We start from the raw sequence: 24726 nt of genomic DNA, 5'->3' as shown, positions 1-24726 counted from the left end.
GCCAGGGCTGGCCGGGCTTTGCTGGCCTATGCCTTTCTTAACCCCTTGGCGTGGCGCGCCCGTTCGGGCGCGCCACGATGTCGGGACAGTGCTCAGTTGCAGGGCGCGGGACCGCCCGTCACGCCTTGGCAGAGGGCTTCCTGCGTGATCCAGCCTGCATCCACGACGGCCTGCAGGTTCTCCTGCGTGATCGGGAGCGGGTCGAGGAAAATCGCGTTCACGTTGTTGCCGCCAGGGGTCGTGAACGGCTCAACGCCTTCGATCTGGTCGGGTGCGGTGTCCTGGGCCAGCTGAACGGCGACCTCGCCCGCGACGCGGCCAAGCTCGCGTGCGTCCTTCCAGACGGACACGGTTTGCGTCCCGGCTGCCACGCGGTTCAGCGCGGCATGGTCCGCATCCTGACCGGACACCGGAATGCCCTGAAGCCCCTGGGCCGTCAGCGCCGCCACGACGCCGCCCGCAGTGCCGTCGTTCGACGCCACGACTGCTGTGACCTCGTTGTTCTGCTCGGTCAGGATCTGCTCCATGTTCCGCTGCGCGTTGGCGGGGAGCCACTGGTCCGTGTAGGCCTCGCCGACGATAGTGATCGCGCCGGAGTCGATCGCCTCCTGCAGAACCTCCTGCTGTCCGGCACGCAGGAAGTCCGCGTTCGGATCGGTGGGCGAGCCCTTGATCATGACATAGTTGCCTTCGGGCGCGGCCTCGAGGATGGCACGGGCCTGCATCCGGCCCACCTCGACGTTGTCGAAGGTGATGTAGAAGGCGCGCGGGTCTTCGATTAGGCGGTCATAGGCGATGACGGGGATGCCTTCATCGGCGGCGGCCTGGACGGCGGGGACCACGGCGGCGGTGTCCTGCGCCAGAACGATCAGGGCATCGACGCCCTGCGCGATCAGCGACTCGATGTCCGCGAGCTGCTTGGAGGACGAGGATTGGGCGTCCGCCGAAACATACTGGGCACCGACAGCTTCAAGAGCCGCCTTGATGGCCGCTTCGTCCGTCTTCCAGCGCTCTTCCTGGAAGTTGGACCAGCTCACGCCGACGGTCGGGGCGTCCTGGGCGAATGCCATGGACCCGGCCAAGGCGACCATGGCGGTCGTCAGCAGAACGGATTTCCTCATCGATCTCTCCCTTGTGTTGGTCGTTCAGTTCACCCGGTCGAGCGTCGTCCGCCCGAAGGGGTTGTTCAGGTGCCGATCCCACCTCGACGGACACGTCCAATGGACATCGCCTTAGATGGGACTCGTTCTTTTTCGCGGAGAATGCCCAATCTTAACTTCGCTTGTCAAAGGAAATATCAGCCATCTTCGCCTATACAGCAGCTTTTTTCCTGTCATTCTGGTGATCTTTATGGCAGCTTTCGGCTGCTTGGGCCGGATGGTAGGGAAATGTTTCGGACACTGAAGGATGTTTGAGCCTGCTGACCCGGTTGTCCTGCGCGACGGCCCCCAAGGGGTTGGTCCCGTGATGCCGGCCCTCTCCCGCATCCAGACCCCGTTACGCCGACAGGTCTTCGATCACGTCCGGGCTCAGGGCCGGGCAGCGCGGGCCGACGTGGCGCGCGCCCTTGGGATCAGCGCCGCATCGGTCACGGCCACCACAGCCGAACTGATTGCCCTGGGCCTCCTGCGCGAAGTGGACGGCGCCTCCCTGGATGGCCGCGAGGCGACGCGTGGCCGCCCGCCGGTCGCTCTCGAGATCGTGCCCGAGGGGCGCTGCGTCATCGGCGTGAAGCTCGGGGACGAACGGCATACGGCGGTCCTGGCCGATTTCGGGGGTCGCATCTTGGCCGATGCCGCCCGCGCCGCCTCGCCCGGCCGGCGCCCTCTAGACGAGCTTCTGGACGAGGTGGAGGCCTTGGTCGCGGACCTGCGAAGCCGTGCTCCCGGCCGAACGGCAGCGGCGCTGGGGATCGGGCTGCCGGGCCTCGTCGAGCATCACGCGGGACAGGTCGCTTGGTCACCTTTGCTGGAAGGGACCGGCATCGCCCTTCGGGAAGCCTGCGTCGCACGGTTCGGGGTGCCGGTGCAGATTGACAATGACTCCAACTTGCTCACTCTGGCGGAGCTGTGGTTCGGCGCGGGACGAGCCCTTTCCGATTTCGCGGTCGTGACCATCGAGCACGGCGTCGGCATGGGTCTGGTCCAGGGTGGGCGCCTGTTTCGCGGCGCGGGCGGCATGGGGTTGGAGATCGGCCATACCAAGGTCAGGCTTGATGGCGCGCTCTGCCGCTGCGGCCAGCGGGGCTGCCTTGAAGCCTACCTGGCCGATTATGCCCTGGCACGAGAGGCTGCGACAGCCCTGGGCCGCGATCCCCGTCAGTCACAAAGCCCTCGGTCCATGCTCGAGACGCTGTTCAGCGAAGCCAAGTCCGGCCACGAGGCCGCGCGCGAGATCTTTGCCCGTGCCGGTCGCTATCTTGCGTTGGGGCTGGCCAACCTCGTGCAGATGTTCGACCCCGGACTCGTGATCCTGTCGGGGGAGCGGATGCGCTACGATTTCCTCTACGCCGACGAGGTACTGGCCGAGATGCAGCGCCTCGTCTTGCCGGCCGGGCGTCTGCCGGTCCGGGTGGAGGTCCATGCCTGGGGTGACCTCGTCTGGGCGCAAGGAGCGGCGGCGCTGGCCCTCATCGCCGCGACCGACGAGGCTTTGGGCGCCTGAGCTTTCAACAACCTGCTGCTTCTGAACCGCTTCTTCGGAATAATAAGCGCGCAGCGTTTGACGACGGAAACGACTCGGCCTAGAACAAACCAAGAACACACGCCCGAGAGGTTTCCGTGAAGTGCGTCAATCCACTCGCTGCTCCCGATTCGATGGCCGACCGATTCCCCACCTTGTGCGAGGTGTTCTCTCCGACAGCGACCGATGGAGCAGCCACAGGCTTCGTGCTTGCGCAGATAACGCCCAAAGCGCGCGGCCCGATCTTTTGGGTGCAAGACCGGCTGTCGCGGCACGAGGGTGGCCGACCTCATGCAACGGGGCTGGCCTTTTTGCTCGGACGCCCGGTGGACCTGCTGTATCTGGAGGTAAGGCGTGCGGCCGACGTCCTTTGGGCCATGGAGGAGGCGCTGGGCTGCCCGGCCCTGGCCCATGTAATCGGAGAGGTCTGGGGCGACCCGCCCGCATTGGACTTCACGGCGACCAAGCGGCTGGCGCTTCGCTCGGAACGATCCGGGATGCAGGCTTGGCTGTTCCGCCGGGCTGCACGTACGGATCTCAGCGCCGCGCGAGAGCGGTGGCATGTGAGCGCACTGCCCTCTCCTCCCATGCCGGACGACTTGCGCGCGCCCGGGGCTCCGATCTGGCAGGCCGAGTTGTTCCGTGCCAGAGGTCGGATGCCCGGACGCTGGGTGGCGCGCCATGACACGGCGAACGGACGGCTCGTCATGGGGCATCACATCCCCGCACCCGACCCGGCACCGCCCCTGCGCGCCCTGGGATAGGAGGGCAATGAACGCCGGATGGGTGCGGCCATGATGAGCGGGACCGGCCAGCCTCGTCCTCCGTCTGGGCACCGGGTGTCTCCGGACAGGATCGCCGGCCCGGAGAGGGCCCATGACCGCCCCGGTTCTTTCGCCCTGGGAAACCCCACGAGTCCGCCCGAACCCGAACATCCTGAGCCCAGGGGTCCGGCCGATGCCACCGGACGGCGTCTCCTCTCCTTGCATCTGCCTCGTTTCGCGGTGGAAAGGCGAATGGCCCTCAAGACGCGTCGCGGAGCCGCTGTGCCGGCGGACGCTCCCTTCGCCCTCATGGTGGAGGGTCCTCACGGTCCGGTCGTCCATGCCGCCAACCCCGCCGCAGAGGCGGCGGGCGTTCACCCTGGCCTGCGCATGGTCGATGCCCGGGCGGTCTGTTCCGACCTTCGCGCCGAGGAGGCCGACCCCCGCGGCGACAGAGCCGCCCTTCTCGACCTTGCGCTCTGGTCGCGCCGCTGGTGCCCATGGACTACGCCCGAGAGAACCGGGATCGCCATGGACGTGACAGGCTCCACCCATCTCTGGGATGGGGAACCAGCGCTCCTGCGGGAGATCGAGGCCCGGCTAGGGCGAATGGGCCTTTCCGTCCACCTTGCCATTGCGCCGACCCGGGGGGCGGCTTGGGCGCTCGCACGCTTTGGTTCGGGCCGGGAGGTCTGTGGGGCGTCCGACCTTGCCGCCCGCGTGGCACTGCTCCCTGTCCGGGCGCTCCGCATCCGAGAGGAGACAGCGCTCCTCCTCCGTCGCCTGGGCCTCAGGACCGTGGGCGACCTCGCGGTCGTGCCGCGCCTGCCGCTCGCGCGACGCTTTGCGCGAGCGGAGCCGAAGGACAACCCGCTCCTTCGGCTCGACCAGATGATGGGGCGTGTTCCCGAGCCGCTGCCCTGCCCCGACGAGCCGCCCCGGTTCCTGGCCCGTGCGGCCCTTTCGGAGCCCGTGCTGGACCCGACGCCGCTCCTGCCCTCACTGGCGGGGGAACTCTGCTCCATGCTGGCCGCCAAGGGGTTCGGCGCGCGCCGCCTTGCCCTTACCGTGTTCCGCAGCGATGGCGCCGTGTCGGGCGTCGAGGCAGCGACGGCCCGCGCGACCCGCGACCCCAGGCACCTGGTCCGGCTTTTCGAAGGACGGCTTGAGACGCTGGATCCCGGCTTCGGCTTCGACCTCGTGACGCTGGGGGCGACGCTGGCGGAGCCCCTGAGCGCGCGGCAGCCCAGCCTGGATGGGCAGCGCGACGAAGGCGAGGACCTCGCGCGCCTCGTGGACCGCCTGGGCGTGCGGTTCGGCCCCCGCGCACTCTCCCGTCCGGCCTTCCGCGAGAGTCACGTTCCCGAGCGACGCGAGGCCTGGGTGCCCGCCCTTGATCCGAGCCCTCCCGCCCCGCCAGTACCTCAGGCGCCGCGTCCCCTGCGCCTTTTCGACCCGCCCGAGGAGGTACGCGTCCTTTATGCCGTTCCCGAGGGCCCGCCCGCGCAGTTCATCTGGCGGCGCGTGACCCATCGTGTCACGCGTTTTGCAGGGCCGGAAAGGATCGCTCCGGAATGGTGGCGCGACCGTCCCGGCACGCGCCTGCGCGATTACTACCGCGTCGAGGATCACGAAGGACGTCGCTTCTGGCTTTTCCGCGAGGGGCTCCTGGGCGATGGGCGCGGGGCCGAGCCGCGCTGGTACGTGCAGGGGGCCTTCGGATGAGAGGCCCTGACGCCTGACCGCCCGATGCCCGAGAACGACCACCAGCACCCCAAGCGGACCCTGTCGGAGGAGAACAATTTCGCTCCGAACTCCCGCGCGCCCTTCGTGGAACTGGGGCTCGCCACCTGCTTTTCCTTCCTGCGCGGAGCTTCGGATGCCGTGGACCTTGTCACCACGGCGTGGTCCCTGGGCTACGATGCCTTGGGGGTGGCCGATCGCAATACCCTGGCCGGCGTGGTCCGAATTCATGCAGAGGCACGGTCGGCCAACCTTCGTCCCGTGATCGGCTGCCGCCTCGTCCTCGTGACCGGGGAGGAGTTCCTGGCCTACCCCCGCGACCGGGAAGCGTACGGACAACTGTCGCGCCTCCTTTCCAAGGGCAAGATGCGCGATCTCCATGGCGAATGGCAGGCCAAGGGGATCTGCGATCTCGCCTTGGACGATCTCGCGGCCCATGCGGACGGCCTCCAGCTCATCCTGTTTCCACCGGACGCCTTGGAAGGATTTCCGCAGAAGCTCCGCAGCTTGGCACGCAAGCTTTCCACGCTCAGACACGTCGCGGTGAGCTACCTGTACCGGGGCGACGACCGCGCGCGGATCAATGCGCTGGACCGGATCGCGGCGCGGCTAGGATTGTCCATCCTCGCCACCAACGACGTGCTTTATCACGAGGCCGCCCGCCGTCCCTTGCAGGATGTCATGACCTGCATCCGCGAGAAGGTCAGGCTGGCCGAGGCCGGGTTCCTGCTGGAGCCCAATGCCGAGCGGCACCTGAAATCGCCCGCCGAGATGGTCCGCCTCTTTGCCGAGTGGCCGAACGCGATCCGATCCACGCGCGAGGTGGCCGATGCGTGCAATTTCTCGCTGTCCGAACTGGCCTATGAATACCCGCGCGAGGTGATCCCCGAGGGCTGCACCCCGCAGGAGCATCTGGAGCGCCTCACTTGGGACAGCGCGGGCCGCCGCTACTCGGGGGGCGTGCCCGTCGCCGTGAAGGCCACGCTCCGCAAGGAACTGGCGATGATCGCGAAGCTCGACATCGCGCGGTACTTCCTGACGATCCACGACATCATTCGCTTCGCGCGCGAGGGCGACGGCTCCGGGGACCCCTGGACGCCTATCCTATGCCAGGGCCGGGGCTCGGCGGCGAACTCGGCCGTCTGCTATGTCCTCGGCATCACCGCCGTGGACCCGGCCGCGCACCAGCTTCTTTTCGAGCGCTTCATTTCCGAGGAACGGAAGGAGCCACCCGACATCGACGTCGACTTCGAGCACGAGCGGCGCGAAGAGGTGATCCAGCACATCTACGGCAAGTACGGTCGCGACCGCGCGGGCCTTTGCGCGACCGTGATCCACTACCGTCCGCGGTCGGCGATCCGCGAGGTCGGCAAGGTCATGGGGCTGTCCGAGGACGTGACCGGAGCCCTCGCCAAGACGGTCTGGGGGTCCTGGGGCAGCGAGGTCGCCGAGCGGAACGTGAAGGAGGTCGGGCTCGACCTGTCGGACCCTGTCCTGCGCCGTGCGGTGAAGCTGGCGTCCGAACTGATCGGCATGCCCCGCCACCTCAGCCAGCATGTGGGCGGGTTCATCCTGACCGAACGCCCGCTGATCGAAACCGTGCCCATCGGCAACGGCGCCATGCCCGACCGCAGCTTCATCGAATGGGACAAGGACGACATCGACACGCTGGGCATCCTCAAGGTCGATATCCTGGCGCTGGGGATGCTCACCTGCATCCGAAAGGCGCTCGACCTCGTGGCGGCGCATCACGGCGTGCGGCACGACCTGGCTTCTATCCCGCAGGAGGATCCGCGCGTCTATGCCATGCTGTCCAAGGGCGACTCCATCGGCGTGTTCCAGGTGGAAAGCCGCGCGCAGATGAACATGCTGCCGCGCCTGCGCCCGCGCACATTCTACGACCTCGTCATCGAGGTCGCAATCGTCCGCCCCGGGCCCATCCAGGGCGATATGGTACACCCGTATCTGCGTCGCCGCGACGGACGCGAGCCGGTCGAGTATCCGTCACCCGCTCCGCCCCATGATCCGGCAGAACTGAAGCAGATCCTGGGTCGCACGCTGGGCGTGCCGATCTTCCAGGAACAGGCTATGAAGATCGCCATCGAAGCCGCCCGCTTCACGCCTACCGAGGCCAATGAGTTGCGCAAGGCCATGGCGACCTTTCGGTCGCGCGGGCAGATCGACCGGCTGCAGGACAAGATGGTCGGCCGCATGGTGGAGCGCGGCTACGACCCGGACTTTGCGAAACGCTGCTTCGATCAGATCAAGGGCTTTGGCGAGTACGGCTTTCCCGAAAGCCACGCAGCGAGCTTCGCACTCCTTGTTTATGTGTCGTCCTGGCTCAAGTGCCATGTCCCGGCAGCCTTCGGGGCGGCGCTCCTCAACTCGCAGCCTATGGGATTCTACGCTCCGGCCCAGATTGTCCGCGACATGCGGGATCATGGAGTCGAGGTGCGCCCCCCGGACGTGAACCTGTCCGAGTGGGACACGACGCTCGTGCCAGACGGGCGCGACAGCATGGCGGTGCGGCTGGGGCTTCGCACCATATCAGGCCTGCCCCAAGCCGCCGCGACGCGTCTCCTTTCAGCCCGTGACGAGCCCTTCCGCGACATCCCCGATCTTCAGCGTCGCGCCGGACTTTCGGCCGCTTGGGTCAGGCGGCTGGCCGAGGCCGATGCCATGCGTTCGCTGTTCATCGACCGGCGCCAAGCACTGTGGGAAGCGGGCGCCCTCCGCGACGCCCCCGACCTGCCGTTGTTCGAAGGCAAGCCCGACGAGGGGACCGAGCCCACGGTCCCGCTCCCGGCCATGCCCCTGCCCGAGCAGGTCGTGGCCGACTACCAGACCCTGCGCCTGTCGCTCAAGGCGCATCCCATGACCTTCTTGCGTCGTTCCCTCAGGGCACAAGGCTACATCACGGCAGCCGACCTGGCCGGGACGCGTCCGTTCCAGCGGGTCAGGCTTGCCGGGCTGGTCCTTGTGCGCCAAAGGCCTGGATCGGCCAAGGGCGTGTGCTTCATCACCCTTGAGGACGAGACCGGCACGGCCAACCTCGTGGTCTGGCCCAAGGTGATGGAGACCTACCGCAAAGTGGTCATGCAGGCCCGCCTGCTCGTGGTCGAAGGTCATGTCCAGCGCGAGGTGGAGATCGTGCATGTCGTAGCCGAGCGTCTCATCGACCGCACGGATGCCCTTTTGCGCTTGGCGCCCGAAGGATTTTCACCCGCCCTCAGCCGTGCGGACGAGGTCGTGCGCCCGGTGCAGGGCAGCGTCCGGAGCCCGACTCACGCTCATCCGCGCGATGCCAGGATCATTCCCAAGAGCCGGGATTTCCACTGATCCCAGCCGCGAGCCAAGGCCACTGTCAGACCAAGCTCGCCAGCCTCGCGCCGCATCGACGATCGGGCGGCCAAGACACCCTGAACGGAGATTGTGATGCAATCGCCGCGTGTGCCTTGCAACGGGTCTCGACTATGGGGAAGGCACTCCTGTATCACGCGCCGGACCGGAGCGGGCGGCGAACGGCCGACGGTGACTTTCGACATGGGGCGCTGCAACGCGTCCCGAGGAGGCGTCATGACCTACTGCGTGGGGCTCAGACTTGGCCGCGGGCTCGTGTTCATGTCGGACACGCGCACGAACGCGGGGCTCGACAACATCTCGACCTATCGCAAGATGTTCACGTGGGTGGACGAAGGCGAAACGGTCATCACGATCATGACCGCAGGCAACCTCGCCACCACGCAGGCTGTCGTGTCGCTCATCGACGAACGGAACCGCGCACCTTCCGAGCGGCACCCCGCCATCCTTCAGCTCCCTTCGATGTTCCAGGTCGCTAAATACGTGGGCAACATCCTCAAGGAGGTGATCGCGCAGAACGGCGAGAACGGCGAAAGGGCAGAAAGCCATTTCAACGCCACCATCATCGTCGGCGGACAGGTCAAGGGAGCCGAGCCGCGACTGTTTCTCATCTATCCCGAGGGTAACTTCATCGAAGCGGGCGAGGATACCCCTTTTCTCCAGATCGGGGAATTCAAGTACGGTCGCCCCATCCTCGTGCGGGCCTTCGACCCCGACATGAGCTTTGAGGCGGCCGTGAAACTGCTTCTGGTCAGCTTTGATTCCACCATCAAAGCCAACCTGTCCGTGGGCCTGCCGCTGGACTTGCAGGTCTATGAACGGGACACGCTGCGCAAAGGCATCAGCCGACGCATCCGGGGTAACGACGCCTATTTCCAGACCATCAGCCACGGCTGGGGCGACGCGCTCAAGCAGGCGTTCGATTCCCTTCCAGATCTCGTGTTCTGACTTGCGGACCTATGTCCTTGGCGACATCCACGGCCAGATCGACCAGCTCCGGCGCGCCCACGCCCTGATTGCCGACGACCAGGCGCAGGCGGAAGAGGATGCGCCCATCGTCCACCTGGGCGACCTGACGGACAGGGGACCGGCCAGCGCGGAGGTCGTCGAGTATCTTCGGCGCGGTCCGGTGTCGGGCGGTCGCTGGATAACGATCCGGGGCAATCACGATTTCATGTTCCGGCTGTTCCTTGATGATCCTCTGGCCCGCGACCCTGGCCTGAACCCGGCCTACACCTGGCTGCACGACCGCCTGGGCGGGCGCGAGACGCTGGAAAGCTATGGCGTGGAAGTTCCGGACGATCGCGCACTTGCGGATATCTGGGCCGAGGCACGGGCCAGGGTACCGGTCGCGCATCGCGTGTTCCTCGACAACCTTCCCCTTCTCCACCGGACGGATCAGGCCGTGTTCGTCCACGCAGGCATTCGGCCGGGCGTGCCGCTCGTGGCGCAGGCGCCGACAGATCTCATGTGGATCCGAAAAGGCTGGCTGGACGACGACAGCGATCATGGTCTGCTTGTCGTCCATGGTCACACCGCACTCGAGGAACCGGCCCATTACGGCAACCGGGTGAACCTCGACGCAGGCGCAGGTTACGGACGTCCCCTCGTCCCAGCGCTCATCGACGGACGTGACGTCTGGTTGCTGACCGAAGCCGGGCGCGTCCCGCTCAGGCCGGGGGACGCGCTTGGCTGAACCGGGCTACTTGAGCCGGATCGCAAAGTGCTTTCGCACCGGTTCCTCGACCCGCCAGACCCCCTTGAACCCGGCCTCGACCGCCAGCGCGTCACCGGGACCGAAAGTCACCGGCTCGCCACCGTCCTCGGTGATGGTCACGCGGCCCTCCATGATGTGCGCGAACTCATAGTACACGAAGGTGGCGTGCCAAGAGCCCGGTGTCGCCTCCCAGGTGCCCGAGATCATTGTGCCGTCGGCGGCAGCGTGCTGGACCCAGGTCTTCATCGTGGGATGCCCCTCGACCTTGACCCAGCCTTCGAGGTCGGCGGCGTTCGGCTCGGCTCCGGGCGTGCCCAGGCGGGTGACGGTCGGCATGATGGGATCTCCGTATTGGCTGCACCGTCGCAGGGCATTCCCGAAAGACGGCGTACGGTCAACGGGGTAGGCTTTACAGCACGGCGCGGCTCGGCTTTTGTCCCGCGCAACGACGGAGGACAGCATGGAACAGACCTGGCGCTGGTTCGGGCCCAAGGACCCGATCCCGCTCTCGCATGTGCGGCAGGCCGGGGCGACGGGGATCGTCTCGGCGCTGCACGACCACTATCGCGGCGAGGTCTGGACCGAGAATGGCATCGCCGAACGCCGGGCGATGATCGAGGCCGCCGGCCTCCGCTGGTCCGTGGTGGAAAGCATCCCCGTCCCCAACGCCATCAAGCTGGGGGGGGAGCCGGCCCGGGACGCGACGGCGGCCTTCGCGGAAACCATGCGCCGCCTCGCCCGAGCCGGGCTGGAAATCATCTGCTACAACTTCATGCCGGTGGTGGACTGGACACGGACCGAGCTGCGCCATCCCATGCCGTCGGGCGGCCTTGCGCTCCGCTTCGACATGACCGATTTCGTGGCCTACGACGCGTTCGTCCTGGACCGGCCCGACGCCGACCGGGACTATACGCTTGACCTTCTCGCCACAGCCGAGGCTCGGCTTCGGACCATGACGTCCGACGAGGTGCAGCGGCTCGAACGGACCATCATCGCGGGCCTGCCGGGTGCCGAAGACAGCCATAGCCGCCAAGGCATCGCCAACATCATCGCGCAGTACCGTGACATCGGGCCGGATGACCTTCGCGCCAACCTGCGAGCCTTCCACGAGACGGTGGTCCCAGTCGCGCGGGAGGTCGGGGTGCGGCTTTGCATCCACCCTGACGACCCGCCGTTCCCGCTGTTCGGCCTTCCCCGCATCGTCTCGACCGCGCAGGACCTCGATGCGATCTTCGCCGCAGTGCCAGAGCGTGAGAACGGCCTGACATTCTGCACAGGAAGTTTGGGCGCGCGGGTGGACAACGACCTCCCGATGCTGCTGGAATCGTATCTCGACCGCGTTCACTTCGTGCACCTTCGGAACGTCTCGACCGACCCCGACGGCTCCTTCGTCGAGGACGACCACCTCGTCGGGAATGCCGACATGGTCCGGCTTCTGGCCCTGCTGCTGACAGAGGAAGAGCGTCGTCGCGAAGAGGGTCGCCCGGATCACTTGATCCCGTTCCGTCCAGATCACGGGCACCTCCTTCTAGACGATCAGGACAAGAAGACCCTTCCCGGCTATTCGGCCATCGGTCGGCTTAAGGGACTGGCGGAGCTTCGGGGCGTTCTCACCGCACTGACGCATCCAACCTACGGAGTCCTCCAATGAGAGGCCGGTTCCAGGGGCAGACAGCGCTCATTACTGGGTCCAGCGGCATGGGCCTCGCCTCGGCGCTTCGCATGGCACGGGAAGGAGCCCGGGTTCATCTGTGCGGGATCGACGAGCAGTTGAACGAAGCTGCGCGGCAAGCGGCCGGAGACCTCGCCATCACCGTGGACCGTGTGGACCTGACGCAGGACGAGGGCGTCGCGGCCTGGGTTCGTGCGGCGGGAGACCTTCATGGCATCGACCACCTCGTCAATGCCGCGGGAATCCAGACCTACGGCGATCTCGAGACGACCTCGCCCGCCGACTGGGACCGCGTTATGGCGGTGAACCTCCGCGCCTTCTACACCACGAGCCACTACGCTTGGCCCTACCTCAAGGCAAAGGGCAAGGGCGCGATCATCCACGTCTCCTCGGTCCAGGGGTTTGCCAACCAGAAGAACGTGCTGGGCTATGCCACGACCAAGGGGGCGGTTCATGCCATGACACGCGCCATGGCGGTGGACTGCGCCCCCCATGGCGTGCGGGTGGTCTCGATCAGCCCCGGGTCCATCCGGACGCCACTTCTCGAGTACGGGGCTACGCAACTGGCTGGTCCGGGCGGCGACCCGGAGGATGTCATCGCTATGTTCGGGCGCGCCCATCCTGTAGGCCGGATCGGTACGTCCGAGGAGGTCGCCGGTCTGGTGGCCTGGCTCTGCTCGGACGAGGGGGCCTTCGTGACCGGGACGGATCTTCGGATCGACGGTGGCCTGACTGCCCGGCTTGGGGTCTAGGGGCGCACGATCCGGCCGAACCAACCCTTGGCTTGTTGCGGGCGGCTCTCGATGGCGGCGGCGAACCGTTCCACGAAGCCATCCGCGACCTTGCGCGCAGCCATCACGACCACGAAGTCGGGCAACTTGGCAAGCTTGCCACCCAGTTCGGCGTCGATATCCCAGGTCAGTCGCGTTCCCTCCCCCTCTGGGAGGAGCCGGATGCGCGCCGTTCCCTTGGCCAACCCAGCCGCCGCCGCCCGCCCTTCCCCGGCCAAGAGGCAGCCCCGGCCCGGTTCCAAGTCGGTCAAATCGAAACGGCCTGACAGGCGCGCCGACATCCCGCCAACGCTGCGCTGGACGGTGATGTCATAGCCGGTCTCCGGGCTTCCGGTCATCGACTCGCATCCCGGGATCAGCGTCCCCAAGAAATCAGGGTCGATCAGAGCGGCCCAAACTCGGTCAGCCGGAACGGCCAAAAACTTCTCACCTGTCAGTTTCATGCGGACCTCCTCGTCGGGCAGAAGTTAAGCCACCCTTCTCGCGAGGGCTAGGGGCCGAGCGCCGGCGATTGGCAGTCTTCGCGGCTGCGGCTCGGGCAGGTCCAAGGGCGCACACCTGCTAAGGCCTCGGTCGCGACAAGTCGCAAGCCGGCCCCTTCGACCCACCCCGCTACTGAGCCTGATCGGGCCAGCGTGGCCGTGTCCAGAACGAGGCAGGGTCGTGCTCCATCCCAGACCTGATCGGTGACAAGGATATCCGCCCCATCGCACCCGACCAATGCGCTCAGCGCAATCTTGCCCCGGACCAGCAGGACCTCCGTCTCGCCCAGCCGCGCGGAAGCGGTGCGCTCCTCCCGCAGGATGCCAGGCCGCTGGGCGGCGTCTTCCTGGGAAACGATGTCTCCGTCATTCTCGAGCCATGCCTTTACCGAGAACCCTTCACCCTTTGGGCGCGAGACCGCACGACCCTCATCGCCGGATACGGCCATGACGCCTCCGGACTCTGCAATCAGCAGGTCCGGCCGCGTCCCAGCCGGCCAGAAAGCAAGCGCCATCACAAGGACCGCAAGGCCCAGCCAACGGGCGTGTCCCTGCCAGAGCAGAAGGAAGAGCCCACCTAAAGTAAACATCGGAAGCACGAAGGGCGGCGGTGTCGCGACTCCACCGGCGGCTCCGTCAAGACCGGCCACGACGTCCGCGACGAGCAGGGTCCAGCGACAGCCCAGTTCCAGCATCAGGAGCGCCGGCTGCATGAGGCCGACTGCGCTGCCGATCGCGGCAAGAACGGCCCCAGGCATGATCAGGAGCCCCATCGCCGGAGCGGCGAGCAAGTTCGCTAAAAGGCCGTACGCAGCGAAGCGGTTGAAGTGAGCTCCAGCATATGGGCCGGTCGCCAGTCCGGCCACCAGCGACGACCCCAGCAGAAGCGCGGCCGGCGCGATCCATCGCCTGCGTGCGCCGCTCCGCCACGCGTCCGGAAATTGGCCGACTGTCGCGCTCAGTGCGGCCACGGCTGCAAAGGACATCTGGAAACCCGGGTTGGTCAGGCTTTCCGGCCGGAGCGCCAAGACGATGAGGGCAGCGATCCCCACCGAGCGAAGAGTGATGGCCTGCCGGTCGGCCAGCACGGCCCCCAGTATCACCACGACCATGATGAAGGCGCGCTCGGTCGCCACATCCCGACCGGCCAGGGCGAGGTAGAAAGCCGCACTGGGCAAGGCCACAAACGCTGCCACCTTCTTGCCGTTCAGCCGCAAGGCCACTGGCGGCACGGCAGCGATGCCCGTGCGGACCAGCCCGAAGACGAAGGCTACGAGAAGACCCATGTGCGTGCCCGAGATGGACACGAGGTGATAAAGCCCAGAATCGCGCATCGCTTGGTTCGCCTCGGCCGAAAGTCCCGAGCGGTCGCCGGTCGCGACCGCAGCGGCAAGGCCACCGGCATCCCCGTCGATCCGACTGCGCAGTCCTTCGGAGAGAACGGTGCGCAGTCGCGGCAGCCACAGCCCGCCGTCGGGTGGTGCGCGTGTGAGAACCGGCGTCTGCGTGTAGCCGACAGCCCCCAGCTTTTCGAACCAAGCCATGCGACGGAAATCGAAGTCGCCGGGTTCCGCCGGTCCAGAAGGAGGGGCGAGATGCCCGGTCAGCATGACGCGGCGACCCGGTTCCGCCACCAGCCAGCGCTGATCACCCCGAAGCGAGACCCGGACGCGCTCTGGCGTTCGTTCGGGGGTCACAGCTTCGAGCACGACGTGATCCAGCGTAAGCCGGAGCGCATCGGAGGCCGAACGGTCGATCTCCACGATCCGGCCCTCGATGGGGCCATAGTATCGGAAGGAAAGGACCGGCGCGGCGACCGTCCAAGTCCGCACGCCGGCCAGCGCTCCGCCCACGACCATTAGTGTCAGACCCAACACCAAAGGGGCGAAAGCCTGGCGGACGAACCAGGCGGCCAACGCTGACGCGAGCCCGACGGCCACGACGATGGTCCAGACCGCCGCAGACGGCTCTGTGGACATGGCGAAGTAGATACCGATGCCCGCTCCCATCGCCACAGGTGCCCAAGGGAGCAGATGCCCACGCTGCCGTAGCAGGGATGCTTCGATTCGGGTGGCCGAGAATTTGGAACGAATGCCCCGGACGAATGCCCCGGTGGTGGTAACGACCGCCGGATCGACCTGCACTTGTCCTGCCCTCAACCGCTCAGTAATGCCCTGCGGACAGGCTAGTCCCTGGATGATAACGCGAGGTTAACCACGATGTCCGAAGCTCCCGTCGTCACCCGGTTCGCGCCTTCGCCAACGGGTGCTCTCCATATCGGGGGTGCGCGCACGGCCCTGTTCAACTGGCTGTTCGCCCGGGGCCGTGGTGGCAAGTTCCTGCTCCGGATCGAGGACACGGACCGCGCACGATCGACGCCCGAGAACACCCGAAAGATCCTCGACGGACTGAACTGGCTGGGTCTCGATTGGGATGGTGATCCGATTAGCCAGTTCGAGCGCGCCGGCCGCCATGCGGAGGTCGCACGGGCAATGCTGGCGTCCGGTCAGGCCTACAAGTGTTTCGCCACTCCTGAGGAGATCGAGGCCTTTCGCGAGAATGCGCGGGCTGAGGGACGCTCGACGCTTTATCGGTCACCCTGGCGTGACACACCCGACTCCGAGCATCCCGACGCGCCCTATGTGATCCGCATCCGGGCACCAAGGGACGGGGCCACGACGATCCACGATGCCGTGCAGGGCGAGGTCACGATCCAGAACGACCAACTCGACGATATGGTCATGCTGCGAGCGGACGGCACCCCGCTCTACATGCTGGCTGTCGTGGTCGACGACCACGACATGGGCGTCACTCATGTGATCCGGGGCGACGACCACCTGACGAACGCCTTCCGGCAAAAGATGATCTACGAGGCTATGGGCTGGCCTGTCCCGGTGATGGCGCATGTGCCTCTTATCTTCGGACCCGATGGCAAGAAGCTGTCCAAGCGCCATGGCGCGACGGCCACGGCGGATTATCAGGCCTTGGGATATCTAGCATCGGCGATGCGGAACTATCTGGCACGGCTGGGATGGAGCCACGGGGACATGGAAGTCTTCAGCGACCAGGAGGCCATGGCCGTCTTCGACCTGTCCGGAATCGGCAAGTCGCCGGCCCGCTTCGATTTCAAGAAGCTCGAGAATGTCTCGGGACAGCACATGGCGCGCACGCCGGACGATGTGCTGGCGATCGAGGTCGATGCGTTCCTTGCAGCAACGGACCAACCCCCGATGCCGGACCACCTCAGGGATCGGTTCCTTGCTGCCCTGCCCTTTGCCAAGATGAAGTCGAAGACCATCCCGCAACTGCTGGAGCAGGCCCATTTCGCGTTGGCCGAGCGGCCTCTTGCGATTGACGCTGCAGCCGCGAAGTCGCTGGATGCGGTATCCCACGGTATACTGGCGGATTTGACGCCGCACCTGCACAATGCTACTTGGGAGCGCGAGGCCCTTGAGGGGGTCGTGGCGGCTGGGGCACAGGCGCACGGAACGACGCTCGGCAAGCTGGCGGGGCCGCTCAGGGCGGCACTGGCCGGACGGTCCGTCGCGCCGAGCGTGTTCGACATGATGCTTGTTCTTGGCCGGGACGAGACCATCGCGCGACTTCACGACACCTTAGCACGCCAGGGGTAGAGAGACCGTGGAACAACAAAGGGGCACCTTCATGGCCGAGAACCGGACCGCCACGCTCACGATCGACGGGAAGGAAGTTCAGCTTCCGATCCTGTCCCCCACCGAGGGACCGGACTGCATCGATATCCGCAAGCTTTACGGCCAAGCGGACGTTTTCACCTATGATCCCGGCTTCACCTCGACAGCCGCCTGCGACTCGACCATCACCTTCATTGACGGCGATGCAGGGATCCTGACGCATCGCGGCTACCCGATCGAGCAGCTTGCCGAGAAGTCGCATTACCTCGAGGTCTGCTACGTCCTCCTCTACGGAGAACTCCCGACCGCAGCCCAGCTCGAGAAGTTCGAGGGGACGGTCACGCGGCACACCATGCTGCACGAGCAGATCCACAACTTCTTCCGTGGCTTCCGCCGGGACGCGCACCCGATGGCGACCATGGTGGGCGTCGTCGGGGCCATGTCGGCCTTCTATCATGACAGCCTCGATATCAACGATCCCCAGCACCGCGAAGTGGCGGCGTTCCGGTTGATCGCGAAGATGCCCACGATCGCGGCAATGGCCTACAAATACTCGATCGGACAGCCGTTCGTGTATCCGCGCAATGATCTCGATTACGCAGCAAACTTCCTTCACATGTGCTTTGCCGTTCCGGCCGAGCCTTATGATGTGAACCCGGTCTTGGCTCGTGCCATGGACAGGATCTTCACGCTCCATGCCGACCACGAGCAGAATGCCTCGACGTCCACGGTTCGTCTGGCCTCCTCGTCGGGCGCGAATCCCTTCGCCTGCATCGCGGCTGGCATCGCCTGTCTCTGGGGCCCGGCCCATGGCGGCGCCAACCAGGCCACGCTCGAGATGCTCCGCGAGATCGGGACAGTGGATCGCATCCCCGAGTTCATCGCCAAGGTGAAGGACAAGTCCTCCAACGTGCGGCTGATGGGCTTCGGCCACCGGGTCTACAAGAACTTCGACCCGCGCGCGAAAGTCATGAAGCAGACGGCCGACGAGGTTCTGGAACTGCTGGGCGTCCATGACAATCCCTTGCTCCAAGTCGCGCAGGAGCTGGAGCGGATCGCGCTGGAAGACGACTACTTCGTGCAGCGCAAGCTCTACCCGAATGTCGACTTTTATTCGGGCATCATCCTTGAGGCGATGGGCTTCCCCACCTCAATGTTCACGCCGATTTTCGCACTGGCGCGTACGGTCGGATGGATCTCTCAGTGGAAGGAGCAGATCAGCGACCCGCAGCTCAAGATCGGTCGGCCGCGGCAGCTCTATCTGGGTGCGTCCAAGCGCGACTATATCGAGATCGAGAACCGCTGAAACGAAAAGGCCGCCTCAAGGGGCGGCCTTTTGCATGTCCGACCAGGGCTGATGACTTAGCCGCCCAGCAGATCATCAAGACGGGACTTTTCCTCAGGGCTGAGCGAAAGCTCCTCCTGTGCGGCACTGCGCCTGCGCAGCACGGCCAGCCCCAAGCCCAAGCCACCCAGCAGCATGGCAGGGCCTGCAAGCCACAAAACGAGGTTCGCTCCGTCCGCCGTTGGGCGAAGCAGAACATATTCGCCATATCGCGCGACGACGGCAGCCCGGATAGCATCGTCGCTGTCGCCAGCAACCAAGCGTTCCCGGACCATCAGGCGGATGTCACGCGCCACTTCGGCGTGTGATTCGTCGATGGATTCATTTCGACAGACAGGGCAGCGCAGGCCGTCGCTGATGTCGCGTGCACGCGCCTCAAGCGCTGGGTCCGCGAGGATCTCCTGCGGCTCGACGGCAGGAAGAACGGTGGGCCAGAGGAGAAGGGCCAGAACGAGCCCCCTCATTCGGCAGCCACTGCCGAGCGCGATGTCTTGGCTGCACCTGCTGCCACCCGAAGGCGGCGGTCGCCCAGCGACAACAGACCTCCGAGAGCCATGAGGATCGCTCCTCCCCAGATCCAGTTCGCGAAGGGCTTGACATAGGTCCGCACTGCGTAGCTTCCGTCGTCCTGCGGGTCGCCAATCACGACGTAGATGTCACGGAACAGACCATTGTCGATCGCAGCCTCGGTGGTGGGCATGGCAGCAACCGGATAGAACCGCTTTTCAGGGAAGAGGCGAGCGACCTCGCTTGCCCCCTGGGTAACAGTCACATCGGCCATGAGCGTCCGGTAGTTGGGGCCATCCAACTCGTCCACCCCGTTCAGGGTGAAGCCATAACTGCCGACCTCGTAAGTGCTACCCAGGGCCACTGTACGGATATCCTCCTGCTGCCATGCCATGAGGAGCGACACACCGAGAATGGTGACGCCCAAGCCGCTATGGGCCACAGCCTTGCCCCAGTCAGCGCCAGGAAGCCTCAGCAGGCGAGCGGCCCCAGATCGACCCGTCCGTTGCCACAAATCGGTCGCCGCGCCAGCCACGATCCATGTCCCGAGGGCGGTGCCAACCAGCGCGAGCATGGAACGGCCCGTGCCAAGGGTCCAAGCCAAGGCCGCAAGAAGCAGCGCCAGGACCAGAGCGGGCCAAAGGACGCGAAGGCTACGGGCAATGTCCCCACGCTTCCAGGCCAGCATGCTACCGATCGGAAGAACGGCGGCCAGAGCGACCATGAACGGAGTGAAAGCCGCATCGAAGAAAGGAGCGCCGACCGAAAGGACGCGCCCCAGAAGCATCTGCGCGACGAGCGGCCACACGGTGCCGACGAACACCACGAGCGCTGCGACAGCCAAGAGAATGTTGTTGAGCACCAACCCGGCCTCGCGGCTCACCATGCCGAACACGCCCTTGGACTCCATCGCCGATGCACGGGCGGCATAGAGCGTAAGGGCGCCGCCGACGAAGAAGGCGAGTATCGCGAGGATGAAGACCCCTCGCTCAGGGTCCATGGCAAACGCATGGACCGAGGTGATGACGCCCGATCGGACGATGAAAGTGCCCAGCAGCGAGAAGCCGAAGGCGAGGATAGCGAGGAGAATCGTCCAGGATTTGAGAGCCTCACGCTTTTCGACGACCACTGCAGAATGCAGCAGAGCAGCCGCAAGCAGCCACGGCATGAAGGAAGCGTTCTCGACGGGATCCCAGAACCAGAAGCCCCCCCAGCCCAACTCGTAGTAGGCCCACCAGGACCCCAGAGCGATCCCTACGGTGAGGAACATCCAAGCGGCCAAGGTCCAAGGACGCACCCAGCGGGCCCAGGCGGCATCGACCTTGCCTTCGATCAGCGCAGCCACGGCGAACGAGAACGCCATCGAGAGGCCGACATAGCCGAGGTAAAGGAACGGCGGGTGGAAGGCGAGCCCGGGGTCCTGCAGAAGCGGATTAAGGTCGCGTCCGTCCATCGGCGCCACGTCGAACCGCAGGAATGGGTTCGAGGTCAGCAATATGAAGGCCAGAAAGGCCACGCCGATCGAAGATTGAACAGCCAAGACCCGTGCCTTCAACGGCAGTGGCAGGTTGTTCCCGAATAGAGCGGCTGCGGCGCCGAAAGCCGTGAGGATCAGAACCCAGAGAAGCATCGAGCCCTCGTGGTTCCCCCAGACACCAGTCAACTTATAAAGCCAGGGCTTGGCGGAATGAGAGTTCTCGAAAACTAGCCGAACCGAAAAGTCCGATGACAGGAAGGCCCAGGTCAGCGCGGCGAATGCAAATCCGATAAGCATCAACTGCGTCGCAGCCGCGGGAGCCGCGAGTTCCATCCAGTTCCGCCAGCCTTTGTGAGCCCCGACAAGCGGGACCACCATCTGGAGAAACGCGACCCCAAGGGCCAGGATGAGGGCGAAATGTCCGAGCTCTACGATCATGGAACCGGTATATTGCACTGACCCCGGCACGCCAAGCACGGCGAACCGGGGCAGATCGTCACGCATGCGTGCCGCGCCAGTCCTCTAAGGCGGAGTTCGGGCCGACGGCGAGCGTTGATGCGATCAACTCGGCGTCCTGACCGGGTGAGGCAATGGGTCCCATGATTGCTGGCGATGCCTCGGCCGCCGTTGTCGCTATCGTGGCCACCATCTCGCGCTGGAAATCTTGGGCATGAGCTTGGAACCGCGATCCGAAATGCAAGGACAGAACGGCTCCGAGCAGCCACCACAGGCCCTCGGGCATGCGGGCCAGGGCCTCCATGCGCTGTTCGAACCAGTCGGGCGCAACCAGTGCTGCACCGATCAGGGCTATTGATCCCAAGACCATCATAGGCCGAGGCAGCCGGTTGAGAGCGTCGATCAGCCTGTCATAGGCCGCTCGGGACCGAGGCTTGAGGGCATCGACTCCGGGAGGCGGCCCTGCCTCTTGAGCCCGCCGCTGCATGGCATCCGCCAAGTCGAGAACCTGGCTCATGGTCACTCGTGCCAGAACGCTGGTCAGCGCCATTTCCTCGTCCTTTCGCGATGTTGGGTTTCGGTCAGGTGGAACCGAGGGGAGATGAACTCCTCCGCGCGGGTGATCCAGCCACCTTTTCCGCCGTCCTTGCGCCGGACATACTTGCGCGAAGCCGGACGCCGATCCGCCAAGGCATAGTAATAATTGCGCCGAGCGATGCCATACGCATCGACCAGATGGCGCCCGGCCAGGCGCGCGGCGGCCGTGGCAGCCTCGATGGTCTTGGGCCCGATCACGCCATCGACGGCGCAGGGGAAGCCCATGTCGTTCAGCAGTTGCTGTAGCAGCCTCGTGGCTTGCAGTCCCGCGTTCACCTGCATATCGAAGACCGAAGCCCGCAAAGGCTCGGGCAGCCGGTTAATTTGCGGCGCGAGAAAGTACTGCTCGATGAAAATTCGAGCGGCCTGGTCCGGCGTAAGTCGCCGGAGGTCGTTTTCCGACACCCCGCCGTCGCCGTCGAGATCCCAGCTGAGACCCCTCAGTGTAGCGAGGGTCACGCCATGGTTCGTGGCCCCCCCAGGGTCGTCGGGATCCTTCACCCACCCCCCTTCGCGGACAACGATCTGCTTTGCGATCTGCTCGACGGTCGGCATTCTTGGCCCCCATTTTACATGTTGGGGACAGCATGCCGAACGAGAGTTAATTCGTGACTGGAGCGTCGTGCGTTGCGTCAGACGCGTCCGGGTCCACGTAGACCCCTTGCTCCTTGAGTGAGTCGATGACCTCCTTGGGCATGTAGGTTTCGTCGTGCTTGGCTAGGATTTCGGATGCCTCGAAAACGCCGTCAACGTAGCGTCCCTGCCCCACCATGCCCTGCCCTTCGTCGAAGAGATCCGGGAGGATGCCCGTGAAGGTCACTGGGATCGAGGCCCCGCCATCCGTCACGCGGAACGTCACCATCTCTCCTTGCCCGCGCACGACCGAGTCTTCCTCAACGAGGCCGCCGATCCGGAAAACCTCGTTCGGCCCCGGCGGTTCGGCCACGATCTGGGCAGGCGAGCGGAAGAAGTTGATCCCGTCACGCATCGCATAGCCGATCAGACCGGTGGACAGGGCGAGCGACGCTGCCGCGAGCACGATGACCTGGATGCGGCGCTTCTTCTTGAGGGGCATCATGGCCGGAACCTCAGGGGAAGATGGGGGCGAGCAGCAGGCCCGCGGTTTCATCAAGGCCCAGCATCAGGTTGGCGTTCTGCAACGCCTGGCCAGAGGAGCCCTTGTTCAGGTTGTCCAGAGTTGAAACGACCAGCGTGCGTCCCGCCACCCGGTCGCCAGCGACGCCCAGATGGACGAAGTTGGACCCCTGGACATGTGACATGGCTGGAAGCTCGCCCATCGGCAGGACCACGCAGAAGGGCTCGTCCGCATATCGATCGCTCAATGCAGCATGGATCGCCGCCGGGTCTCCCTTGACATAGCACGAGGCCAGGATACCCCTGTTCACCGGCACCAGATGCGGCGTGAACAGGATCCGGACGTCACGGCCGGCCAACTTGGTGAACTCCTGATCGAACTCGCCCAGATGGCGATGCTTGCCGCCCTGCGAATAGCCCGCGACGTCCTCAGACCGCTCGGCAAAGAGCATGTTCTCCTTCAGCGAGCGTCCGGCCCCAGAGACCCCGTTCTTCAAGTCGCAGACGATGTCGTCCAAATCGATGAGGGCCGCCTCGATCAGCGGGCGCAGGGCGAACTGCACCGTCGCGGCGTTGCACCCCGTCCCAGCGACGAGCCGGGCGCCACGGATGCGGTCACGATAGAACTCGGTCAACCCGTACACCGCCTCGGCCTGAAGCTCGGGCGCGACATGCTCGTTGCCGTACCAACTCTGGTAGCCCTCTGGCGTCAGCCGAAAGTCGGCGCCGAGGTCGACGATCTTCAAGTCCGAAGGCAGGCTCTTCACGAGCGACTGGCTTAGCCCATGAGGCAGGGCCACGAAGGCCACGTCGATGGCCGCGAAATCCACCTGATCTATCGTGGTGAGCTGCGGGAGCGCCAGGTGCCGTAAATGGGGAAACACTTGCGCCATCGACTGACCGGCCTTGCGGTCCGCCGTCAGGGCGGCGACGCGCATCGCCGGGTGCGTCGCGATGAGCCGGACGAGCTCTGCCCCCGTGTAGCCCGAAGCACCAAGGACAGCTACGTTGGCAGTCATGCGGATCCCCCTGCAAGTCACGGGCCGTGTACGACTTGCTCACCCCGCGCGCAACGGCGCAGGGTGTCGCGGGCCTGCAAGGCTTGGGGTGGCTTGAGGCTCAGTCGAGGGCAGTGCCGTCCTCTTCTTCCTCGAACATCTCGGCCGCCACGGCGGCGTTCGCCGACAGCCTGACGACGTCGCCCGCCTCAACCTCAGCAACAAGGCTCATGGGAATGAAGTGGTGGTGGTCCGAATGAGCCTGGCCGCTGTCCTTCTTGGTCAGCTTGATCCTGTCACCCTCGACCTTGTCGACGGTCCCGATATGGACGCCGTCGGCCCCGATGACCTCTGCATGTTCCTTGATCTGGCTCGCATCCGCCATGTACGAATCTCCATGTTTACGGCCGCCCCTGTGACGGCCTGCGCCAACGCGAACCGACGGCGTTTGGTGCCCGACTTCACGTCAGGCGGCCTGGAACTCGATTCGCCGGCGAAGGAACTGGGTGGCCCGATCAGAGACTTGACGGGGTTTTCCGGTGGTCAGGAACATGGACTCTTGGCCTGGGCCGATCATGGCCGGATGGCGCCGGAGGTAGTCGGCAAGGCTTTCCGCCACGAGGTTTGCCTGGCTGAACACCTTGACCTCGGGGCCCAGCGCATCCTGGAATACCTTATCCATCAAAGGATAATGAGTGCAGCCGAGGACCGCGGCGTCGGGGCTGGGCATCTTGCGCCGCAGCGCGTCCACATGGGATCGCACCAACGCCTCGGCCAGGATCATGTCGCCCTCTTCTATGGCATCCACGACGCCGCCGCACGCTTGAGCTTCGACGTCCACTCCGATTGCACGGAACGCGAGTTCGCGTTGGAACGCCCTCGAGGCGACCGTAGCTGGCGTGGCGAACAGCGCAACATGCTTCACCGAGACCTCGCGGGGCGGAGAGTTGTCGCCCCACTGCCGTTCGGTCAAAGCTTCGATAAGGGGGACGAACACGCCAAGGACGCGCTTGTCAGAGGGCACCCAACTCTCCTGCATCCGCCGCAGCGCGGCTGCCGAAGCGGTGTTGCAGGCCAGGATAACGAGATCGCAGCCGGCCCGGAACAGACGCTCCGTCGCAGCGGTCGTGAGCTGGAAGATGTCATCGGCGTCCCGGACGCCGTAGGGCGCGTGGGCGTTGTCTCCGAAGTAGGCCAGCGGCACGTCGGGCAATCGCTTCGCCACCGCGTCGAGGACCGTCAGCCCCCCCAGGCCACTGTCGAAGATACCCACTGCCATCGCGCCTGCCCCTTTGGATCAAGACCTCGACCCGCGTCCGCTTCTGCGACCGGCCATGGAGATGGGTCATAGGGGTCTTCGGGGCGGGAATCCATATCGGCGCTCGCTCAT

General features: G+C 65.5%; 22 protein-coding genes. 10 read left to right on the top strand and 12 right to left on the bottom strand.

The window, feature by feature from the left end; translation table 11 throughout:
- Positions 1-92: 92 nt before the first annotated feature.
- Positions 93-1121 (bottom strand): D-xylose ABC transporter substrate-binding protein, encoded by a 1029-nt coding sequence (gene xylF / locus FHG66_RS07610; protein ID WP_139076149.1) that lies wholly within the window; start codon positions 1119-1121, stop codon positions 93-95.
- A gap of 286 nt (positions 1122-1407) precedes the next feature.
- Here xylF and FHG66_RS07605 point away from each other — a divergent pair, with 286 nt between their 5' ends.
- From FHG66_RS07605 to FHG66_RS07580, 6 genes are all read left to right on the top strand, one after another.
- On the top strand, positions 1408-2664 hold the full coding sequence (locus FHG66_RS07605; RefSeq protein ID WP_139076148.1) for an ROK family protein: 1257 nt from the start codon (positions 1408-1410) through the stop codon (positions 2662-2664).
- A 344-nt stretch (positions 2665-3008) separates the two neighbouring features.
- Positions 3009-3446 carry a hypothetical protein gene (locus tag FHG66_RS07600; RefSeq protein WP_246082503.1) on the top strand — a complete coding sequence of 146 codons (438 nt, stop codon included), beginning with the start codon at positions 3009-3011 and terminating at the stop codon, positions 3444-3446.
- Between the two features lie 252 nt (positions 3447-3698).
- On the top strand, positions 3699-5171 hold the full coding sequence (locus FHG66_RS07595) for a Y-family DNA polymerase (protein WP_139076146.1): 1473 nt from the start codon (positions 3699-3701) through the stop codon (positions 5169-5171).
- A gap of 24 nt (positions 5172-5195) precedes the next feature.
- Positions 5196-8528: an error-prone DNA polymerase gene (locus FHG66_RS07590; protein ID WP_139076145.1), complete on the top strand. Its 3333-nt coding sequence runs from the start codon at positions 5196-5198 to the stop codon at positions 8526-8528.
- Positions 8529-8765: 237 nt separating this feature from the next.
- Positions 8766-9497 carry a proteasome-type protease gene (locus FHG66_RS07585; protein WP_139076144.1) on the top strand — a complete coding sequence of 244 codons (732 nt, stop codon included), beginning with the start codon at positions 8766-8768 and terminating at the stop codon, positions 9495-9497.
- Position 9498: 1 nt separating this feature from the next.
- The gene (locus FHG66_RS07580) at positions 9499-10245 is read left to right on the top strand and encodes a metallophosphoesterase (protein WP_139076143.1); all 747 of its coding nucleotides are present in this window, start codon (positions 9499-9501) and stop codon (positions 10243-10245) included.
- A 6-nt stretch (positions 10246-10251) separates the two neighbouring features.
- Here the strand turns inward: FHG66_RS07580 and FHG66_RS07575 are convergent, their stop codons facing one another.
- Positions 10252-10602, bottom strand: coding sequence for a cupin domain-containing protein (locus FHG66_RS07575; RefSeq protein ID WP_139076142.1), 351 nt, complete (start codon positions 10600-10602; stop codon positions 10252-10254).
- Between the two features lie 124 nt (positions 10603-10726).
- Here FHG66_RS07575 and uxuA point away from each other — a divergent pair, with 124 nt between their 5' ends.
- Both uxuA and FHG66_RS07565 read left to right on the top strand, forming a co-directional pair.
- The gene (uxuA, locus tag FHG66_RS07570; protein WP_139076141.1) at positions 10727-11917 is read left to right on the top strand and encodes a mannonate dehydratase; all 1191 of its coding nucleotides are present in this window, start codon (positions 10727-10729) and stop codon (positions 11915-11917) included.
- Entirely contained in the window at positions 11914-12690 is a 777-nt protein-coding gene (locus FHG66_RS07565; protein ID WP_139076140.1) for an SDR family NAD(P)-dependent oxidoreductase, read from the top strand. Before uxuA ends, FHG66_RS07565 begins: the two co-directional genes overlap by 4 nt.
- On the opposite strand, the gene FHG66_RS07560 is transcribed toward FHG66_RS07565, so the two are convergent.
- Together FHG66_RS07560 and FHG66_RS07555 are read right to left on the bottom strand one after the other, a co-directional pair.
- Positions 12687-13172, bottom strand: a complete 486-nt coding sequence (locus FHG66_RS07560) for an SRPBCC family protein (protein WP_139076139.1) — start codon at positions 13170-13172, stop codon at positions 12687-12689. The two genes, FHG66_RS07565 and FHG66_RS07560, sit on opposite strands and share 4 nt — an antisense overlap.
- A gap of 47 nt (positions 13173-13219) precedes the next feature.
- Positions 13220-15220: a ComEC/Rec2 family competence protein gene (locus FHG66_RS07555; RefSeq protein WP_139076138.1), complete on the bottom strand. Its 2001-nt coding sequence runs from the start codon at positions 15218-15220 to the stop codon at positions 13220-13222.
- Between the two features lie 210 nt (positions 15221-15430).
- Here FHG66_RS07555 and gltX point away from each other — a divergent pair, with 210 nt between their 5' ends.
- Both gltX and FHG66_RS07545 read left to right on the top strand, forming a co-directional pair.
- On the top strand, positions 15431-16843 hold the full coding sequence (gene gltX / locus FHG66_RS07550) for a glutamate--tRNA ligase (protein WP_139076137.1): 1413 nt from the start codon (positions 15431-15433) through the stop codon (positions 16841-16843).
- 31 nt (positions 16844-16874) lie between these two features.
- Positions 16875-18167, top strand: coding sequence for a citrate synthase (locus FHG66_RS07545; protein WP_139076136.1), 1293 nt, complete (start codon positions 16875-16877; stop codon positions 18165-18167).
- 56 nt (positions 18168-18223) lie between these two features.
- Here the strand turns inward: FHG66_RS07545 and FHG66_RS07540 are convergent, their stop codons facing one another.
- The 8 genes from FHG66_RS07540 to FHG66_RS07505 all read right to left on the bottom strand — a co-directional run bounded on the left by FHG66_RS07540 (position 18224) and on the right by FHG66_RS07505 (position 24615).
- The gene (locus FHG66_RS07540) at positions 18224-18670 is read right to left on the bottom strand and encodes a cytochrome c-type biogenesis protein (protein ID WP_139076135.1); all 447 of its coding nucleotides are present in this window, start codon (positions 18668-18670) and stop codon (positions 18224-18226) included.
- Positions 18667-20628, bottom strand: coding sequence for a heme lyase CcmF/NrfE family subunit (locus tag FHG66_RS07535; RefSeq protein WP_139076189.1), 1962 nt, complete (start codon positions 20626-20628; stop codon positions 18667-18669). The genes FHG66_RS07540 and FHG66_RS07535 overlap by 4 nt, the downstream gene beginning before the upstream one ends.
- Positions 20629-20686: 58 nt before the next feature.
- The gene (locus FHG66_RS07530; RefSeq protein WP_139076134.1) at positions 20687-21196 is read right to left on the bottom strand and encodes a 3TM-type holin; all 510 of its coding nucleotides are present in this window, start codon (positions 21194-21196) and stop codon (positions 20687-20689) included.
- Positions 21187-21798 carry a holin-associated N-acetylmuramidase gene (locus FHG66_RS07525; protein ID WP_139076133.1) on the bottom strand — a complete coding sequence of 204 codons (612 nt, stop codon included), beginning with the start codon at positions 21796-21798 and terminating at the stop codon, positions 21187-21189. The genes FHG66_RS07530 and FHG66_RS07525 overlap by 10 nt, the downstream gene beginning before the upstream one ends.
- 46 nt (positions 21799-21844) lie before the next feature.
- A complete protein-coding gene (gene ccmE, locus FHG66_RS07520) occupies positions 21845-22321 on the bottom strand; it encodes a cytochrome c maturation protein CcmE (protein ID WP_139076132.1) in 477 nt (158 codons plus the stop codon).
- Positions 22322-22331: 10 nt separating this feature from the next.
- Positions 22332-23357, bottom strand: coding sequence for an N-acetyl-gamma-glutamyl-phosphate reductase (gene argC / locus FHG66_RS07515; RefSeq protein ID WP_139076131.1), 1026 nt, complete (start codon positions 23355-23357; stop codon positions 22332-22334).
- A gap of 100 nt (positions 23358-23457) precedes the next feature.
- Complete coding sequence (locus FHG66_RS07510; RefSeq protein ID WP_139076130.1) at positions 23458-23721, bottom strand: DUF2171 domain-containing protein; 264 nt, start codon at positions 23719-23721, stop codon at positions 23458-23460.
- 81 nt (positions 23722-23802) lie between these two features.
- Positions 23803-24615 (bottom strand): glutamate racemase, encoded by an 813-nt coding sequence (locus FHG66_RS07505; protein ID WP_139076129.1) that lies wholly within the window; start codon positions 24613-24615, stop codon positions 23803-23805.
- Positions 24616-24726 lie beyond the last annotated feature (111 nt).

The sequence above is a fragment of the Rubellimicrobium rubrum genome (assembly GCF_006152115.1).
GTDB classification, from domain to species: domain Bacteria; phylum Pseudomonadota; class Alphaproteobacteria; order Rhodobacterales; family Rhodobacteraceae; genus Rubellimicrobium; species Rubellimicrobium rubrum.
This window is presented reverse-complemented; position numbering and strand designations above follow the sequence as displayed.

Bases quoted from the DNA above. Each gene is read 5' to 3' on its own strand.
- xylF (WP_139076149.1), bottom strand. From the start codon at position 1,121: ATGAGGAAATCCGTTCTGCTGACGACCGCCATGGTCGCCTTGGCCGGG.
- FHG66_RS07605 (WP_139076148.1), top strand. From the start codon at position 1,408: ATGTTTGAGCCTGCTGACCCGGTTGTCCTGCGCGACGGCCCCCAAGGG.
- FHG66_RS07595 (WP_139076146.1), top strand. From the start codon at position 3,699: ATGGCCCTCAAGACGCGTCGCGGAGCCGCTGTGCCGGCGGACGCTCCC.
- FHG66_RS07590 (WP_139076145.1), top strand. From the start codon at position 5,196: ATGCCCGAGAACGACCACCAGCACCCCAAGCGGACCCTGTCGGAGGAG.
- FHG66_RS07585 (WP_139076144.1), top strand. From the start codon at position 8,766: ATGACCTACTGCGTGGGGCTCAGACTTGGCCGCGGGCTCGTGTTCATG.
- FHG66_RS07575 (WP_139076142.1), bottom strand. From the start codon at position 10,602: ATGCCGACCGTCACCCGCCTGGGCACGCCCGGAGCCGAGCCGAACGCC.
- uxuA (WP_139076141.1), top strand. From the start codon at position 10,727: ATGGAACAGACCTGGCGCTGGTTCGGGCCCAAGGACCCGATCCCGCTC.
- FHG66_RS07565 (WP_139076140.1), top strand. From the start codon at position 11,914: ATGAGAGGCCGGTTCCAGGGGCAGACAGCGCTCATTACTGGGTCCAGC.
- FHG66_RS07560 (WP_139076139.1), bottom strand. From the start codon at position 13,172: ATGAAACTGACAGGTGAGAAGTTTTTGGCCGTTCCGGCTGACCGAGTT.
- FHG66_RS07555 (WP_139076138.1), bottom strand. From the start codon at position 15,220: ATGGGAGCGGGCATCGGTATCTACTTCGCCATGTCCACAGAGCCGTCT.
- gltX (WP_139076137.1), top strand. From the start codon at position 15,431: ATGTCCGAAGCTCCCGTCGTCACCCGGTTCGCGCCTTCGCCAACGGGT.
- FHG66_RS07545 (WP_139076136.1), top strand. From the start codon at position 16,875: ATGGCCGAGAACCGGACCGCCACGCTCACGATCGACGGGAAGGAAGTT.
- FHG66_RS07540 (WP_139076135.1), bottom strand. From the start codon at position 18,670: ATGAGGGGGCTCGTTCTGGCCCTTCTCCTCTGGCCCACCGTTCTTCCT.
- FHG66_RS07535 (WP_139076189.1), bottom strand. From the start codon at position 20,628: ATGATCGTAGAGCTCGGACATTTCGCCCTCATCCTGGCCCTTGGGGTC.
- FHG66_RS07530 (WP_139076134.1), bottom strand. From the start codon at position 21,196: ATGGCGCTGACCAGCGTTCTGGCACGAGTGACCATGAGCCAGGTTCTC.
- FHG66_RS07525 (WP_139076133.1), bottom strand. From the start codon at position 21,798: ATGCCGACCGTCGAGCAGATCGCAAAGCAGATCGTTGTCCGCGAAGGG.
- ccmE (WP_139076132.1), bottom strand. From the start codon at position 22,321: ATGATGCCCCTCAAGAAGAAGCGCCGCATCCAGGTCATCGTGCTCGCG.
- argC (WP_139076131.1), bottom strand. From the start codon at position 23,357: ATGACTGCCAACGTAGCTGTCCTTGGTGCTTCGGGCTACACGGGGGCA.
- FHG66_RS07510 (WP_139076130.1), bottom strand. From the start codon at position 23,721: ATGGCGGATGCGAGCCAGATCAAGGAACATGCAGAGGTCATCGGGGCC.
- FHG66_RS07505 (WP_139076129.1), bottom strand. From the start codon at position 24,615: ATGGCAGTGGGTATCTTCGACAGTGGCCTGGGGGGGCTGACGGTCCTC.